The 16,781-nt window shown below is 71.8% G+C and carries 13 protein-coding genes; 6 read left to right on the forward strand and 7 right to left on the reverse strand.

The window, feature by feature from the left end:
• Positions 1 to 216 precede the first annotated feature (216 nt).
• Complete coding sequence (locus tag IH54_RS47265; protein ID WP_234344114.1) at positions 217 to 993, forward strand: hypothetical protein; 777 nt, start codon at positions 217 to 219, stop codon at positions 991 to 993.
• A 231-nt stretch (positions 994 to 1,224) separates the two neighbouring features.
• Here the strand turns inward: IH54_RS47265 and IH54_RS0132010 are convergent, their stop codons facing one another.
• Together IH54_RS0132010 and IH54_RS0132015 are read right to left on the reverse strand one after the other, a co-directional pair.
• On the reverse strand, positions 1,225 to 1,764 hold the full coding sequence (locus tag IH54_RS0132010) for a LysE family translocator (RefSeq protein ID WP_031523668.1): 540 nt from the start codon (positions 1,762 to 1,764) through the stop codon (positions 1,225 to 1,227).
• Positions 1,765 to 1,792: 28 nt separating this feature from the next.
• A complete protein-coding gene (locus IH54_RS0132015; protein ID WP_031523670.1) occupies positions 1,793 to 2,533 on the reverse strand; it encodes a metallophosphoesterase in 741 nt (246 codons plus the stop codon).
• A gap of 170 nt (positions 2,534 to 2,703) precedes the next feature.
• Between IH54_RS0132015 and IH54_RS0132020 the strand changes: the two genes are divergently transcribed.
• Complete coding sequence (locus IH54_RS0132020) at positions 2,704 to 3,321, forward strand: CGNR zinc finger domain-containing protein (protein WP_031523673.1); 618 nt, start codon at positions 2,704 to 2,706, stop codon at positions 3,319 to 3,321.
• 589 nt (positions 3,322 to 3,910) lie between these two features.
• Positions 3,911 to 7,975: an arabinofuranosidase catalytic domain-containing protein gene (locus IH54_RS47270; protein WP_234344116.1), complete on the forward strand. Its 4,065-nt coding sequence runs from the start codon at positions 3,911 to 3,913 to the stop codon at positions 7,973 to 7,975.
• Between the two features lie 194 nt (positions 7,976 to 8,169).
• On the opposite strand, the gene IH54_RS0132030 is transcribed toward IH54_RS47270, so the two are convergent.
• The 4 genes from IH54_RS0132030 to IH54_RS0132045 form a co-directional block, all read right to left on the reverse strand.
• Entirely contained in the window at positions 8,170 to 9,270 is a 1,101-nt protein-coding gene (locus IH54_RS0132030; RefSeq protein WP_031523678.1) for an NADH:flavin oxidoreductase/NADH oxidase, read from the reverse strand.
• Positions 9,271 to 9,618: 348 nt separating this feature from the next.
• Complete coding sequence (locus tag IH54_RS0132035; RefSeq protein ID WP_031523680.1) at positions 9,619 to 11,127, reverse strand: FAD-binding protein; 1,509 nt, start codon at positions 11,125 to 11,127, stop codon at positions 9,619 to 9,621.
• Positions 11,128 to 11,680: 553 nt separating this feature from the next.
• Positions 11,681 to 11,965 (reverse strand): hypothetical protein, encoded by a 285-nt coding sequence (locus IH54_RS0132040; RefSeq protein ID WP_052398109.1) that lies wholly within the window; start codon positions 11,963 to 11,965, stop codon positions 11,681 to 11,683.
• A 72-nt stretch (positions 11,966 to 12,037) separates the two neighbouring features.
• On the reverse strand, positions 12,038 to 12,355 hold the full coding sequence (locus tag IH54_RS0132045; RefSeq protein WP_031523685.1) for a hypothetical protein: 318 nt from the start codon (positions 12,353 to 12,355) through the stop codon (positions 12,038 to 12,040).
• 379 nt (positions 12,356 to 12,734) lie between these two features.
• Here IH54_RS0132045 and IH54_RS0132050 point away from each other — a divergent pair, with 379 nt between their 5' ends.
• Complete coding sequence (locus tag IH54_RS0132050; RefSeq protein ID WP_031523692.1) at positions 12,735 to 14,048, forward strand: RNA polymerase subunit sigma-70; 1,314 nt, start codon at positions 12,735 to 12,737, stop codon at positions 14,046 to 14,048.
• Between the two features lie 65 nt (positions 14,049 to 14,113).
• Positions 14,114 to 14,662 carry an SRPBCC family protein gene (locus IH54_RS0132055; protein WP_078862681.1) on the forward strand — a complete coding sequence of 183 codons (549 nt, stop codon included), beginning with the start codon at positions 14,114 to 14,116 and terminating at the stop codon, positions 14,660 to 14,662.
• A 250-nt stretch (positions 14,663 to 14,912) separates the two neighbouring features.
• Here the strand turns inward: IH54_RS0132055 and IH54_RS0132060 are convergent, their stop codons facing one another.
• The gene (locus tag IH54_RS0132060; protein WP_052398110.1) at positions 14,913 to 15,710 is read right to left on the reverse strand and encodes a TetR/AcrR family transcriptional regulator; all 798 of its coding nucleotides are present in this window, start codon (positions 15,708 to 15,710) and stop codon (positions 14,913 to 14,915) included.
• A 110-nt stretch (positions 15,711 to 15,820) separates the two neighbouring features.
• Here IH54_RS0132060 and IH54_RS0132065 point away from each other — a divergent pair, with 110 nt between their 5' ends.
• Positions 15,821 to 16,780, forward strand: a complete 960-nt coding sequence (locus tag IH54_RS0132065) for an NmrA/HSCARG family protein (protein WP_078862682.1) — start codon at positions 15,821 to 15,823, stop codon at positions 16,778 to 16,780.
• The last annotated feature ends 1 nt before the right edge of the window (position 16,781 follow it).

The following is a 16,781-nucleotide window of genomic DNA, read 5'->3' on the forward strand; positions in this document are numbered from 1 at the left end:
CCGGAGGAGGCGCAGGCGGCGACGGCGTCGTCCGTACGGGGTGGCGGGTCGGGCGGCGCGGGGTTGTCGGGGCGCCGAACTCCGCAGTCCTGGTGGGCGCCCGGGCACTGGGCGGCATCGCGGTAGGCGGCTTCTGGGCTGCCGCCGGCGGTCCGGCCGTGCGGCTCGCCGCCCCCGTCGGACGTACCGCGTGCCACTGCGGTCATTTTCGGCGGCGTGGGAGCCGCGAACGTGTTGGGTGTCCCGCTCGGCACCCTGGCCGGCAACCTCACCGGCCGGCGCATCGCCTTCTCCTCGCTGAGCGCCCTGGCGCTCGTCGTGCTCGTCGCCCTGCCGGCGGTGCTGCCGGGGCTGACCGCCTCGCGGGCCATCCGGCCGAAGCTGCTGATGGAGCAGTTCCGCAACCCGGGTGTGCGCATCGGCATCATCGCGACGGCGCTCCTCGTGTTCGGGCACTTCGCCGCCTGCACGTTCGTGAGACCGGCGCTGCAGAGGCTGTGGGGGATCGACGAGCGCTACGTCGGTCCGCTGCTGTTCGGGTTCGGTGTGGCCGGCGTGATCGGCAACTTCGCCGCCGGTGCGGCGCTCTCCCGCCGGGTGCACCGGACCGTGCTGATCATCTCCGTGGCCCTCGCGGTCGAGATGCCTCTCTTCCTGCTGCCGGGCCGGACCGTGGTCGGCGCCGCCATACTGACCACCGTCCGGGGTCTGTCCTACGGCGGTGTGTCCGTGGGCCTCAAGACCTGGATGATCAAGGCTGCCCCGCGGGCGGTGGAAGCGGCTTCCTCGCTGTGGGTGGCGGTGTTCAACCTGGCCATCGGCCTCGGCGCGCTGGTCGGCGGCGTCGTCGTCGGCATGCCCACCTTCCAGGGCGTGCTGTGGCTCGGCGGCGCCTGCGCCCTGCTCACCGCCCTTGGCGATATGCGCTGCCCGCAGAGGCGCCTTGGACTGACCGAGTCAGGGCCCAGTGGGGCACGTAGCCACAGGGCGTAGGCCGGCGTGCAGCCGCCGTACCGCCGGCGGCACGCCGGCCAGCGTCGCAGTGTGTCGGGCTCCAGCAGATTCGCGCCGCCGCGAACCCCGGGATCGCACAGAGGCATTGGACGTCCGTTGCCCCTGTCGTCGCACGTTCGTGTGACGACCGGCCGGAGGTACTAGGGCCTGTTTCGAAAGTCCCGTCTGCCCGGAGGGGTCTGGCACGCACGCTTGCTGCGTTGTCGGTCGTCAGCGCAGCCCGCTGCGCTTTCCTCCCAGGGTCCAAGCGGCGAGCCAGAGCGCTATCAGCAGCGCGTGGGCGGTGGCCAGTATCAGGATCTGGCCGCCGAAGGGCTGGTGGGGTGCGATGAACTGGGGGACGAGGGTCAGGTAGATGGCGGCCGCTTTCGGGTTGAGGACGTTGGCGAGCAAGGCCTGGGCGTAGACGGAGTCAACGCGCTTCGGGAAGCGTTGCCGGTGGGGGGCGGGTGTCGCGTTCGGTGTGGCTGACCGCCATGTCCATATGCCCAGGCCGATGAGGTAGACGGCACCGATGACCTTGACGGCGGTGAAGGCCAGGCTGCAGTGCATGACCAGGGCTGACAGGCCGGCTGTGGCGAGAGTGGCGTGGATGTACAGGCCGGTGACTGTGCCGAGGATGACGGGAGGAGCCTGACGGCGGCCGCTGTCGGTGACGTGTTGGATCAGCAGGGCCAAGCTGGCTCCGGGCGTGGCGATCAGGGGAAGGACCGCCGCCAGGAACCCGGCGACGGCGTAGGGGTGGACCATGATGCCTCCGGATCGTGCGAGCGGGGGATCACAGGACGACGCGGTAGTGGGTCGTCAGGCGCCGGTCGTCGGACAGGATGTGGAACGCGAGGCCGGGCGGCTGGTCGCGGTCTGCGGCCTTGTCGCCCTCCCAGGGCATGCGCAGGGTCCAGGTGATGGCCGGTCCGACGATCAGCGGACGCGCGGAGAAGGTCGAGGCGGCCGCGGTGTGGGCGTGGCCCGTGAGGACGGCGGCGACCTGCGGGTGCGCGTCGAGCAGGTCGGCCAGTCGTCCGGGCTCTTCGAGCATGCCGGAGTCGGGCAGGGGGTGATGGAGCTCGACCGGCGGCTGGTGGAAGGCGATCAGTGCGGCGGCGTCCTGTGGCAGCGCGGTGAGGGTGGTGTCGATCCAGGCGAGCGTTTGGGCGTCGAGGCGTCCCTCGTCGCGGCCCGGGATGGTGGAGTCGCACATCAGGATGGTGGTGCCGGCGATGTCGTGGGCCCGATTGACGGGGCCGTGGTCGGGCGCCTCTCCGAGCAGGGCCTTGCGGTAGGCCGGTCGCGCGTCGTGGTTTCCGGGGCACGTGAGCACGGGGAAGGGGGCGGTCAGGATCTGAGCCGCTTCCTCGTACTCGGCCTCCTCGCCGTGATCGGCGATGTCCCCGGTGACCAGGAGCGCGTCGACCGGGCGGGGCAGGGCTCGCAAGTAGTCCATGACGCGGGTGGCGCGTCGGGTTGCCCTCTCGCTGCCGTCCAGGTGCAGGTCGCTGATCTGTGCAAGCAGCGTCATTTCGCAGTCGCCTCCGATGGCGGGCCCAGCCGCCGTCCTGTGTCAGGGCAGGTGTCCCCACCCGCTCTGTCTAACGGAAGTTTCCATTTTTCCGTTAGGGACCTTACGGTGTGCCCAGGGATGTGATCAAGTGGTTGGCGACCGGGCACCGAGATGGAAGGGGATGCCCTGTGGAGCGCTGGCTGGCACTGGAACTGGCGAGCACGATTCGCCACGACGGAGACGGTGGCGTCGCCGACGACCTCGCCACGGTCAAGGGGACAACGCACTGGATCCACGAGCAGGAGGATCTGCTGGCCGACCACGTTCCGGCTGGAGAACTCGCAGCGGATGAAAGCCTCAGGCTCGGGATCATCGAGCTCCGGCAGGCTGTCCGGGCCCTGTTCGCCCGGGCGGTCAGTCCCGCTCCTCCCAGCCCGGCGGACGCCCATCGCCTGATGACTGCCGACCAGGCAATGGCCCGCCTCAACACGGCTGCCGCGCGGGAACTGGTCGCCCCGCAGATCGACTGGCCGGCCGGAGGAGTCCCTACCGCCCGACTGCTGTCCGCGGAAAACGATCCGCACGTTCGGCTTGTCGCGACCCTGGCCCGAGCCGCCATCGACTTTCTCGGCGGCCCGCAGCGCACGCAGTTGCGATCCTGCACCGCGCCCCGCTGCGTCCGCTACTTCGTCAAGAGCCACGGGCGGCAGGAGTGGTGCAAGCCGTCGTGCGGAAACCGCGCCCGGGCAGCACGCCACTACAGGCGTCAGCGCACGGCAACCGATGGCGGTTCCGTCCCGTCATAACGGACCTTGGGTCCGGACCACGGGTGAAGAGAGAAATCCGCCATTCCGCCGCGACGGCGCGGTTGCCCAGGGGAAAGTCAAAGAACGGCATCGAGAGGTAAAAACCCTCGCGGGGCGTACCGCGGCAAACCTTCGACAATGGTGCGCCTTTCTTCGGCAGTCAGTGAATAAACCTGGCCCGCAGGTGATGATGCCCATACCCCGCCGCCCGGCCGCCCCGCCGCGCGCGGCGGTCTGCCGCCCGCGCCGCTCTGCGCCGGTCTGCGGCGGTCTTCCGTGGTGACAGCCACGGCGTGGCGGGTCCGGCCGCGCTGTGCCGGTCGCGGAAGTGCGGCGAAGGAATTTGTTGACATGTGTTCCGGTGGCCTGTTGAATTTGGTTGCCATAGGTTTTGGCGCGTCCCGGTCCCCGTTGTACGTGTGCAAGGAAAGAACACTTTGCTTTCCGTCAACCAATGGTTCGCGGAAGCGTGCGTCGGCACCGGGTGCACCTTCACCGAATGCCCGTGGCCGGCTCTCCGCTCTCCTGCTCCGTTGGTCTGGCCCGCTATGCACGTACCGTTCGGAATGTCCCGACAAAGAGAGATTCAGTGAGAAGACTGCGCAGAACCGGCAGAAAACCGTTCCAGTGGTTCACCCGCACGCTGCTCATGGTGACGGCCCTGGTCGCGGCCACCGCGCTGACCGCCGCCGCCTTGCCGGCGCAGGCCGCGACGCCGTCCCCGTTACCGGCCCGATCCGTCCCGTCAGGGATCGGCACCTCGGTGAGCACCGCGGCCGACGGGGACCTCACGTTCACCCTCGACACGGGTGTCGCGTACGACGCGGCGACCATGCAGCGAAACCTCGACAAGGCCCAGGCGGAGAACAGCCGCCTCAGCGACACCATCGACCGGCAGCTCGAGGAGTTCTCGCTCGTCGAGGACACCTCGGGTCCGGCGCACTTCGACGGCACGCTGGGCATGACGCCCGACCACACCGGCCTGTTCCTCACCATCCCGGTCTGGGACGTACAGACCTCGGAATCCTGGCTGCAGTGGGCCTTCGCCAAGGCGATGGCCTATCTGGCCAGCTGGCTGGTCTTCGACGCCTGCATCCTGGTCGTACCGGAAGCCTTCATCGCCTGCACCACCGTCAGCGGGTTCACCGCCGGCCTGCTCAGGGGCATGCTCACGCAGTACTTCGACGGCACGCTCGGGGACGGGAAGGCGTGGGCCAAGACGTTCCTGGGGGCCCTGCAGGGGGCTCTGTGGGGATACGCGACGGCCAGCGTCAAACAGTGGCTCGAGACACAGCTTCCCGGAGTCCTGAACGCGATCAGCTCCGGCATCAAGGAACAGGCGTGGTCCTGGGCCAAGTCCGCAGCTTCCTGGGTCGCCGACCTGCTCGCTGACGTCGCCGAACTTCTTCCCGACGGATTCGCGGAGTGGGGGCCGCCGGCGACAACGGCGAGCAGCCTGCCGTGCGACATCTACGACACCTACGGCACCCCCTGCGTGGCGGCGCACAGCACGGTGCGTGCGCTCTACGCGTCCTACCGCGGGCCGCTCTACCAGCTCCAGCGTGCCTCGGACGAGGCGGGGATCGACATCCTGCCGCTGACGGCGGGCGGTTACGCCGACGCGGCGGCGCAGGACTCGTTCTGCGCCGGCACCAGCTGCGGCATCACCAAGATCTACGACCAGTCGCCCGAGTGGAACGACCTGACGATCGAGGGCTCGGGCGGCGCGGCCGGCCCGGATCACGCCGCCGACGCCTCCGCATTGCCCATCACGGTGAACGGCCACCACGTGTACGGCGTCGACATCGTCGGGCAGACGGGCTACCGGGACAACGACACGCAGGGTGTCGCGGTCAACGGCCAGGCCGAGGGCATGTACATGGTGGCCAGCGGCACCCACGTCAACTCCGGCTGCTGCTTCGACTACGGCAACGCCGAGACCAACACCCGGGACACCGGCAACGGGCACATGGACGCCGTCAACCTCGGCACGGAGTGCTACTTCCCGCCGTGCACGGGAAGCGGTCCCTGGGTCGAGGCCGACCTGGAGAACGGCCTGTTCAGCGGCGGCAACGGCTCGGACACCGACAACGCGGGGAACAAGAGCAACTTCGTCACCGCGATGCTGAAGAACAACGGGCAGACGACCTACGCCCTCAAGGGCGGCGACGCGCAGAACGGCTCGTTGACCACCTGGTACAACGGCCCCCTGCCGACCCGCGGCGGCGACGCGCCGATGCAGCAGGAGGGCGCGATCGTGATGGGGACGGGAGGGGACAACAGCAACTGGTCGGTCGGCTCGTTCTTCGAGGGCGTGATGACGCATGGCTACCCCACCGACGCCGCCGACAACGCGGTGCAGGCGAACATCGTCGCGGCCGGTTACGACGGCAGCTCCGGCGGCACTCCGCCGGTGACGGTCGCGCCCGCCGGGCCGTCGGTGGTCCATGACGGGTACGCCAGCGTCTACACGGTGAACTCCGCGAACGGCCACCTGCAGGAGTCGTACCTGCCGAAGATGGGCGACCCGTGGTCCACCCAGGACCTGTCCGCCAAGTACGGCACCCCGCCCGTGCAGCCGGGCACGACCCCGGTGGCGCTGACCCACGACGGCTACACCAGCGTGTACACCGTCGACGCGGCGAACGGCCATGTGCAGGAGACGTATCTGCCGAAGATGGGCGACCCGTGGTCCACCCAGGATCTGTCCGCCAAGTACGGCACCCCGGCAACGAAGTGGACGCCGACCGCCGTGGTCCATGACGGGTACACCAGCGTCTACACGGTCGACGCCGCGAGCGGCCATGTGCAGGAGTCGTACCTGCCGAAGATGGGCGACCCGTGGTCCACCCAGGACCTGTCCGCCAAGTACGGCACCCCGCAGGTCCAGGCCGGCACCTCCCCGGTCGCCCTCCTGCACGACGGGTACACCAGCGTCTACACCGTCGACGCCGACCACCACCTGCAGGAGACCTACCTGCCGAAGATGGGCGACCCCTGGTCCACCCAGGACCTGTCCGCCAAGTACGGCACCCCGACCACCACCGTGACGCCGACCGCCGTGGTCCACGACGGCTACACCAGCGTCTACACCGTGGACGAGGCCGGCAGCGCCAACCACCTGCAGGAGACGTACCTGCCGAAGATGGGCGACCCCTGGTCCACCCAGGACCTGTCGGCCAAGTACGGGACGCCGCCGGTGGCGGCGGGCACCCAGCCCGTGGCACTCGACCACAGCGGGTACACCAGCCTCTACACGGTGGACCAGGCGAGCGACCACCTGCAGGAGACGTACCTGCCGAAGATGGGCGACCCCTGGAGCACCCAGGACCTGTCCGCGAAGTACGGCACCGCGCCCACCACCGAGACACCGGTCCCGCTGCTCCACTCCGACGAGAGCGGCGCACTCACCTGGACCAGCGTGTACACCGTCGACCAGTCCGACAGCCATCTGCGGGAGACGTACCTGCCGAAGATGGGCGACCCGTGGTCCACCCAGGACCTGTCCGCGAAGTACGGCACCCCGCCCGTCGCGCCGGCGACGCAGTTCCCCACAGCGGGCTGGTCGGTGATCCATGACGGGTACACCAGCGTGTACACGGTCGACACCCCGGACGGCCACCTGCAGGAGACCTATCTGACGGCCATGGGCCAGCCGTGGGCCACCCAGGACCTGTCCGCGAAGTACGGAACGCCGCCGGTGATGAAGAACACGGCACCGGTGACGGTGACCCACGACGGGTACACCAGCGTCTACACGATCGACGCCTCCAACGGCCATCTGCAGGAGACGTACCTGCCGAAGATGGGTGATCCGTGGAGCACCCAGGACCTGTCCGCGAAGTACGGCACGGCTCCGGCGAGCACCACTCCCGCCGCCGTCGTGCACGAGGGGTACACCAGCGTCTACACCGTGGACACCGCCGGCGGCCACCTGCGGGAGACGTACCTGCCGAAGATGGGCGATCCGTGGTCCACGCAGGACCTGTCGGCGAAGTACGGCACCCCGCCGGTCAGCCCCGGCACGTCCCCGTCCGCCGCCGTCCACTCCGGCTGGACCAGCGTCTACACCGTCGACGCCAACCACGACGTGCAGGAGACCTACCTGCCCGCCATCGGCGACCCGTGGACCACCCAGGACCTGTCCGCGAAGTACGGCACCCCGGCCACCACCGTGTCCCCGGCCGCCGCGGTGCACGACGGGTACACCAGCGTCTACACCGTCGACGCCAACCACGACCTGCAGGAGACCTACTTGCCGGCGATGGGCGATGCGTGGTCCACGCAGGACCTGTCGGCGAAGTACGGCACTCCGCAGGTGGCGGCGGACATCCCTCCGGTGGCGCTGTACCACTCCGGGTACACCAGCGTGTACACGGTCGACCTGTCCGGCAACCACCTTCAGGAGACGTACCTGCCGGCCATGAGCGATCCGTGGTCCACGCAGGACCTGTCCGCGAAGTACGGTACGCCGGCGGCCAACCAGGCCCCGTCCGCGCTGCTGCACTACGACACCGGCGGCGGTCTGACCTGGCCCAGCCTCTTCACCGTCAACGTCTCCGACAGGCATCTGCAGGAGACGTACCTGCCGGCGATGGGCGATCCGTGGTCCACGCAGGACCTGTCGGCGAAGTACGGCACCCCGCCGGTGTAGGACCGTTCGCGACCCGGCGGCCGCCCCGCGGTGTGCGTCACACCGCGGGGCGGTTCCGTACCCGCGGGCAGGGGCCGTAAGGCCGGGCCGTGTTTCTGGGCCGGCGGTGAGATCGGGGACGGCGATCGGGCGGGGCCGTCGTCCCCGATGCGCTGGACCACCCGCCTGGAACCCGGCAGCAACGCCACCCGTGGCTACGAGCGGTGGTACGGCTGGGGCAGGTACGGCTGGGCGCCGAGTTCTTCCGCGGCGCGGCGTGCCCAGTACGGGTCGCGCAGGAGTTGCCGGGCGAGCAGCACCGCGTCCGCACGGCCGGAGGCCACGATCTCCTCGGCCTGGGCAGGCTCGGTGATCAGGCCGACCGCGGTGACGGGCATACCCGCTTCGTTGCGCACGCGCTCGGCGAACGGGACCTGGAAACCGGGAGCCGCCGGAATACGGGCGTCGGGGACGTTGCCGCCGGTGGAGACGTCCAGGAGGTCCACCCCGCGGGCGTGCAACTCCTTGGCGAAGGCCACGGTGTCCGCAGCCGTCCAGCCCTCGCGGTCGTCCTCCGCGTTCTCGGTGAGCCAGTCCGTGGCCGAGACCCGGAAGAGGACCGGCAGGTCCTGCGGCCACACGGCACGCACCGCCTCGACGACCTCCAGCGGGAAGCGGACCCGGTTCTCGAAGGAACCGCCGTAGGAGTCGGTGCGACGGTTGCTGTACGGCGAGAGGAACTGGTGGAGCAGGTAACCGTGGGCGCCGTGGATCTCCACGACCTCGAAGCCGGCCGTGCGCGCCCTGCGGGCCGCGTCGGCGAACTGTCCGACGATGCGGCGGAGGCCGTCCTCGGTCAGTTCCTCCGGCACGGTCGACGCCGGCCCGAAGGCGAGGGCACTCGGGCCGACCGGCGTCCATCCGAGCGGCGCGTCAGCCGGTATCGGGGCGCCGCGGTCCACCCAGGGCCGCTCGGTGGAGGCCTTGCGGCCGGCATGGGCGAGCTGGATGCCGGCCGCGGTGCCCTGCTCCTTGAGGAACGCGGTCACCCGCCTGAAGGCGTCGACCTGCGTGTCGTTCCAGATGCCGAGGTCGTAAGGAGTGATCCGGCCCTCCGGGCTGACCGCCGTGGCCTCGGTGAGGATCAGGCCCGTGCCGCCGGCCGCCCGCGCGGCGAGGTGGGTGAAGTGCCAGTCGTTCGCGGTGCCGGTGTCCGCTCCTGTGGACGCGGCGCTGTACTGGCACATGGAGGCCATCCAGACGCGGTTGCGCACGGTCAGCGACCGCAGGGTGTACGGCTCGAACAGCTTGGGCATGGGGAGTCTCCGGAGTTGTGGCGGTGCCGGACGGTACACGGGCAGGTCGCCTCACCGGCGGGGCGGGCGGCGCCTGAGGACAATAATACTTGCATGAGCGGGTATTTGTTTACGCATGGATATGGTGTCCGTCACGGCGACGTCCGGCGGGCCGCGCCCGTGCCCGGTCGGCATGGGTGCGGCCGGTGCCCCCCGAGCCGGGCTCCGTGGACGTGTTCCCGCGAGGGCGGCCCCGCGCGTGCGTCAGAACGCGCCGGCGCCGCCGTCGACGTGGATCTCCGCCCCGGTCGTGAAGCTGCCGCGGTCGGAGGCGAGCACTTTCCCGATGCCGAGAGCGTCGGGTGCCGGTCAGGTCGGGAAGACGTGCTGGCCGGGGGCCAGAAGCCCGCAGGGGTCGTAGCGGCGTTTGGCGGCTGCGAACTCCGCCCAGGCGCCGCCGTATTGACTGCGCCAGTCTGCGGCGCCCATGGGAATGGTGCCCACCGGGTACTGTGTGCCGCCGGCCGCACGGACCGTCTCGTAGGCCGCGCGGTTGGCGGCCGCGCGTGCGGCGACCGCGGCGGGGTCGGCCGGATCCAGCGTCCACAGGACCGCGAACAGGTACGGCACCGGGTCGTCCGGCATCCGCAGCAACGGGGTGTGCAGCCGGGTGGCGGAGAGCGGGTAGAGCAGGACGACGCCGCCCGGGCCGGTGTCCTGCCCGGCCATCCGGTCCAGCAGGGTGCCGGCGAGTGCGGCGGCGCGGTCGCCGGGCAGCAGCAGGTTCAACCAGGGGTGCGCCCATGCCCAGACGCCGGCGGCTTCCAGTGCGGCAACGCCCGGGGCCAGCCGGTTGAGGAAGTCGAAATAGCCCAGGGTCTCGGCGGTGACCGCACCGGATCGGTCGTGGCGCAGGCCGCGGAGCAGTGCGGTGTCGTCCGGGTCGGGTCCCGCGGGCGGGCCGTAGGCGGTTGCCTCGATGACGTACCGGGTGAAGGCCCCGGTCGCGTCGGGGGCGATCGAGCCCTCCACGTAGGCGAACCGCCTGTCGCTCACCAGTCGTCGTTGGTCGTCGAGGTAGGTGGCCAGGTCGGTGTACGGGAGCAGGAAGTGGCGTACGGATGTGGGCGCGGTGACCAGTTGCAGGGTTGCGGAGACGATGACGGCGCACTGGCCGAGTCCGGCGAGGACCGCCCGGAAGAGGTCGGGGCGGCGGCTCGGGGAGCAGTCGACCAGTTCTCCTGCGCCGGTGACGACCTGGAGTGCGGTGACGGTGTCGACCTGGCCGCCGTGCCGGTGCGACTGGCCGCCGAGTCCGCCGACCGACAGGGTGCCGCCGACCGACAGTTCGAGGTAGTCGGTGAAGACCGGCGGGGTCAGGCCGTGCACGAGGGTGGTCTGCACGACCGCGCTCCACACGGCGCCGGCGCCGACCGACACGGTTCCGGTGCCGTCCGCACCGGTGCGTACCGGTCCGATCGTGTTCAGCGGCGCGGTCTCGATGACCAGCCCGTCGGTCACCTGTGCCTGGCCGTTGGTGCCGTGGCCCTGGCCGCGGGCGGCGACCTGGATGTGGTGGGTGTTGCAGAATCGGACCATCGCCACGATGTCGGCGACCGAGCCGGGCCGCAGGACGGCGGCCGGGAGGTGGTGCACGGAGTGGCCGAAGTCGTCCGCGTCGGCGGCGAGTGACACGGGGTCGGTCAGCAGCGTGCCGTCCAGCTTCGGCACGCCTGCCAGGCTGTTGCCTGCAGTGTCCGCGGGGTGCGGGTGGGCCGGGCCCGCGATCCAGGAGCGGGCCGACGGGTCGAAGGCGATCACCCCGACGCCCGCGGCCATGCTGTGCAGAACGGTCCGTCGGGTGGGCTGGTGCGGCATGCTCCGCCTCCTCGGCAGGTCGCAACGTCTCTCGTACGGTGCGGCGGCGCCGGTCAGGCACAGGCCGGCGACCAGCGTGATGCTATCCAGGGCGGTGTCCACCCGCGACGTCTTCGACGGGAACGCGTCTCCGGGTGGCGATACGACCAGCGGTCGGGCCGCACTCCCGAAGCTCCCGCGGGACTTCGGCCCGACGGTGTGCGGTGCGCTCGGGCGACCCGGTGCGCCGCGGCGCGGCGGCGGAGGGCACAGGGTTGGTGGTGACAGCGGGCGGATCAAGCCCGGGCCCACCCCGTTCGCGCACGTGCCGGTGGAGAACTGCGCGAACTCGCGCAGCGCGTGCAGCAGATGCCGGTGGTTCAGGACGAGGGTGCGGTCCAGTAGTTCGCGGCGGCAGGTACGGACCGGCGTTCCCTGATCGCGTTCATGCGCGGTACGCGTGCGCCGCTCAGGACGGTCCCGGTCCCGGGGTCGGCGAGGACGGCGTCGTAGAGGGCGTGCAGGAAGTCTGCCTTCCGGAAGTCCGCGCGCTCCCGCAGGGGGAGTCGAACAGTCAGCAGAACCAGCCGTTCTGGACCCAGCCGTGCCGGTTGATGTCGCCGTAGGCGAAGCCGTAGACCCAGGAGCCGTCGACCTGTTCGACCAGGAAGGTCTGCCCGGTGTACAGCGTGCCCATCCAGGCGCCGACGGGTGCGGTCCTGACGTAGAGGTCCTGGGCGCAGACGGTCTCGCGGACGCCGACCGTGCCGTTCGCGGCGCCGGCGGGGACGGCGGCGGCCAGCAGTGCGGCGGCGGCCAGGGTGGTGGCCGCCACGCCGGTCGTCAGGGTTCGCAGCATGGTGAGCTCCCGCTGGTGGAAGGTATGTCAGGGGGTGGACAGCGGAGCGGCCGCCGGTCGGTGGCCGTCGTGTCACCAGGAGTCGTAGCCGCCGATGCACTCGATCCGCAGATATCCCCAGTCGTTGGGGCCGTAGTCGAAGGTGGCGGCCCAGCCGTTGTAGACGGGGTGGGAACCCGGGGTGTGGCCGATCTTGTCGCCGTAGCCCAGCGTGCGCACCAGGCCGGAGGGGCCGCTCGAGCTGTTGTAGTTGGCGTAGAAGCTGGCGCTCTGGCACACCACGACGGCGTGTTCGGGCGGCACGGCAGCCTCGGCGGAGGGCAGCAGGGCGCTTGCGGCGGGGACGCCCAGCAGGCAGGCGGCGATGAGCGTACGACGGCGTCGCGTCATGTCACGTCCAGAGGTGAGGGTGTGCCGGACGATGCGGAAGTGCCGGATGCTCCGGCGACGACTCTAGAAGATTGACCGAGCCCTGACAATGTCCGTGGGGTGCCGAACTTGGAATGCAACCCCTGATCAGGCATTTTCCAGCTCTGCAGCTAGACGGGCGGGACGCCGTCCGCTCCTGACGCCGGACGGTGCCGTCCCTGCGGAGGTCCACCCCCGCACCGTGACGGACCGCACGTCGTCACCGGACGGCCCAGCCGCATCCGACAGCGGACAACAGCGGTGGCCGGCGGCCGCGCGGGGCGGGCCGCCGGCGAGGGCGTGCGGCGTCCTAAGGTCTTTCGTAACACCGCATCCCGGTGACGAAAGGCAGGAGGCGCCCGTGGCCGGACGGAAGTGTCAGGTCTGCGCCGCCGTGCTGCCGGAGCGCGGGCGCGGGCGGAGGTCCGTCTACTGCTCGGCTGCCTGCCGCCAACGCGCCTACCGCGACAGGCACACCGCGGTCGAGCAGCCGGCGGCCGCCGTCCTCGCGGACATCGAGCGGCAGGTGCAGACACTGGCCCTGCGGCCTCCGGAGGCCTTCCGCTCGGACGCCGAGGCCCTCGGCGCGGCGGTCCGCAGGCTGCGGCGGCTGGCCCATGACGTCACGCGGGTCGACGTGACGAAAACCCGGGAGCGACCGCCCGGTGACGAGGCCGGTTTCGCCGCGCTCGTCGAACCGCACCGCAAATGGCTGCACCTGCACTGCTACCGCATGGTCGGCTCCTACGACGACGCCGAGGACCTGGTGCAGGAGACGCTGCTCAAGGCCTGGCGGGACCGATCCGGGTTCGAGGGCCGGGCGGCGGTGCGGACCTGGCTCTACCGGATCGCCACCAACGTCTGCATCGACCACCTGCGCCGCACCGGCCGCCGCCCCCGGCGGTACGAGCCGGTCCCCGGCATCGAGTCCGGCAGCGGCGGGCCGCCGGACCGCCTGCCCTGGTTGCAGCCCTATCCGGACCGGCTGCTCGACGAGTTGCCGTCCGGCGACGAGCAGCCGGAGGCCGCCGCCGAGTCGCGGGAGACCGTGGAACTGGTCTTCCTCGCCGCGCTCCAGCACCTCCCGCCCCGGCAGCGCGCGGTGCTGATCTTCCGGGACGTGCTGGGCCGCCCCGTGGAGGAGGTGGCGGCGCTGACGGACATGAGCGCCGCGGCCACCAACAGCGCCCTGCAGCGCGCCCGGCGGACGCTGCGCGAGCGGCTGCCCCGGCAGCGGGCGGACTGGGCGGTCGGGCAGCGCAGCCAGGAGGAGCAGGACGTCGTGCGCCGCTACACGGCCGCGGCCGAACGCGCGGACGTGTCGATGATGGCCGACCTGCTCGGCGTCGACGTGGTGGTGACCATGCCGCCCAATCCGGTGTGGTTCGCGGGCCGGGACGCGCTGCTCCGGCAGCTCGGCCGCGTCTTCGACCCGGCCTCGCCGGGGTACTTCGGCCGCTGGCGGCACCTGCCGGTCCGGGCCAACCGGCAGCCGGCCGTCGCCGGTTACGTGCAGCGACCGGGGACCTCGGTGTACCGGGCGCAGATGGTCGACGTGCTGCGCGTCGAGGCCGGTCGCATCGTGGAGATCACCACGTTCGAGGCCCACCTGGTCGCCGCCTTCGGCCTGCCGCTCAGACTGCCGGCCGAAGGCGGCGACGGCGGGCACCGATGACGGAACGCCCCCGCCGGCGTCCAACTCTTCACAGGCGTGCCCGTTTCGGGAAACCAGGAGAGAGCATGACCACGCAGCAGATCCGGCTCGAGCGCACCTGCAACGCCGCACCGGAGAGGATCTGGGAGCTGTGGACCACCGGGGCCGGCATCGAGGCCTGGTGGGCGCCGGAGGGCTTCACCGTGCGGGTGGACGCCCTGGACCTGCGCGTCGGCGGCACGCTGACCTACACGATGACCGCGACCGGCCCCGAGCAGATCGCGTTCATGGAGAGTGCGGGCCTGCCGCTGGGCTCCACCTCGCACAAGACGTTCACCGAGGTCCAGCCAGCCCGGCGGCTGGCCTACGCCACGCTCGCCGACTTCGTCCCCGGCGTCGAGCCGTACGAGTTCCTCACCGAGGTCGAACTGCGTGCGACCGCCGACGGCGGAACGCGGGTGACCATGACGGCCGACAGCATGCACGACGAGGAATGGACCGCCCGGCTGGCCGCCGGGCGGGCCGCCGAGCTGGACAACCTCGTCAAGGTGGCCGGGACCCGCGACCAGCGGAGGACCCGACCTGGCCGGCCTGTGCCGCCGCTTGGGCGGAACCCCGGCCACGGCGAGCGGTGAGTCGACGCTGCGCGGTGTTCCCACGTCGTCCGGTCGCGCCCCCACGTACCAGGCGGATGAAGGCGTGCGCTCCCGCCCGTGCCGCTTGCTCCCGGTGGGGGTGCCCCCGGCCGCGTTCGGCCCCCGGGCGGGGGCGCAGGCTCGGGCGGCGCCGTTTCCCCCGCCGGACGCGGCTCCCTGTGACCGGCCGGGGGCCCGTACCGCCCCGCTGAGGTGAGCGGTCCCAGCGTGCCGTTGGTGCGTGAGGTGCTCAAGGGACCGGAGGGCGGACCTCGGCCATCGGGAGGATGGCGTCGCCGCCCGCCCGGCCCGCGAGGCGGCGCCGGTGCGCCCGCTGGCGGCAGGCCGCGCCGCAGAAGCGGACGGGACGGCCGGTGGGCCGGGGCGCGAGCGCGTCCCCGCACTCCTCGCAGCGCGCGGCGGCGTCCCGGCCGCGGCCGCGGGCGGCGTTGTCACGAAAAGAGGTGGGTTCCGTGACGGCGGCGGTCCGCAGGCCGTCGAGGGTCAGCCGGACGAGCCGGAGGCCGTCCGCGCGGTCGCGGCGGGCGGCCAGCGTCGCCGCGCACCCGACGGTGAGGGCGACGACGTCCTCGGGGCCGATGTCAGGGCGGACGCCCCCGGCGCGCTGCGCGGCGTGCAGCAGGGCGGTCAGGACCTGGTGGAAGCGCAGCAGGGAGGCGGTCAGCGCCGGGCGCGGCCAGCCGGCCTCGGCGGCGACGACCTCGCACACGGGGCCGCCGCGGTGCGACATCTCGACCACGTCCATGAGGAACCCGAAGAACGCCTCGGTGGGCCCGGACCCGGCCGAACGCCGCTCCCCGGAGGCGGCGAGGCCGTCCAGGTGCCGGGCGAACACCGCCTCCAGCAGGGCCTGCTTCGTCGGGAAGTGCCGGTACACGGTGCCCGCGCCGACGCCCGCGCGGCGGGCGATCTCGCCGAGCGAGACCTCCAGCCCCCCGGCGGCGAAGGCCTTGCCCGCGGCGGACAGTACCTTGGCCCGGTTGCGGCGGGCGTCGGCCCGGTCACCCCCGACGGTCGCTGCGGTCATGTCACGAAACCCCTTGAGGACGACGCTCAACCGGGCTGAAGTATTCCATCTGTCCCGGGGGCGCCGCGTGTGTTCCCTGCCAACCAGCCCCCGGGGAAAGGGAGTACGACATGACCGCCACCCGGCCCACCCGCACCGTCGCGCCTGCCCCGGAACCCGCCCCCCGCCCCGCTTCGGGCCCGGTCGACGGCCCCGTCGTCGTGACCGGCGCCACCGGCAACCAGGGCGGCGCGACCGCCCGGCGGCTGCTGGCCGGCGGGCGCGCGGTGCGGGTGCTCGTCCGCGACAAGGCCTCGCCCCGCGCCGCGGCGCTCGCCGACATCGGCGCCGAACTCGCCGTCGCGGACTTCGACGAGCCGTCGACCCTGGCCCCGGCCCTGGAGGGCGCCGCCGGGCTGTTCGCCGTACCGCCGGCCACGTGGGGGCCGGGAGGCAGCGACCAGGCCCTGGAGGTCGCCCGCGGCCGGGCCCTGGCCGACGCGGCGGTCGCTGCGGGGGTCCGCCACGTGGTCTTCACCGGCGTCGCCTCGACCTCCGGCGCCGCGTTCGCCGCCCCGGGCAAGCGGGACATCGAGGACTACCTGCGCGAGCGCGTCCCGCAGGTGACCGTGCTGCGCCCGGTGCGCTTCATGTCCAACTACCTCGGCTCGCCCGGCCTCGGTATCGACGGCTTCTCCGGTGGTGTCCACCGGCACCTCTTCCCGCCGGACGAGCCCGTGCAGATCATCGCCCTGGAAGACATCGCCGAGTTCGCCGCCCTCGCCTTCGACCAGCCGGAGCGCTTCGCCGGCCGCACGCTGGAACTCGCAGGCGACGCGCCGACCCCCGCCGAGGCCGTCGCGACGATCGGCGCGGCGACCGGGACCCGGCTGCGCTACGAGCAGCTGACCCACGAGGAGGGCGCCGCGCTGAGCCCGTCGATCGCCGAGGTCCGGCGGCGCTGGAGCTCCGGCGAGCGCTGGCACGCCGACATCGAGGCGCTGCGCGTCATCCACCCGGGCCTGCGGACCCTGTCCGACTGGCTCGCGCAGGGCGGCGCCGCCGCCCTGCGCGCCCTTCTGATCCCCTAGT

It is taken from the genome of Streptomyces sp. NRRL F-5123 (assembly GCF_000721495.1).
Taxonomy (GTDB): domain Bacteria; phylum Actinomycetota; class Actinomycetes; order Streptomycetales; family Streptomycetaceae; genus Actinacidiphila.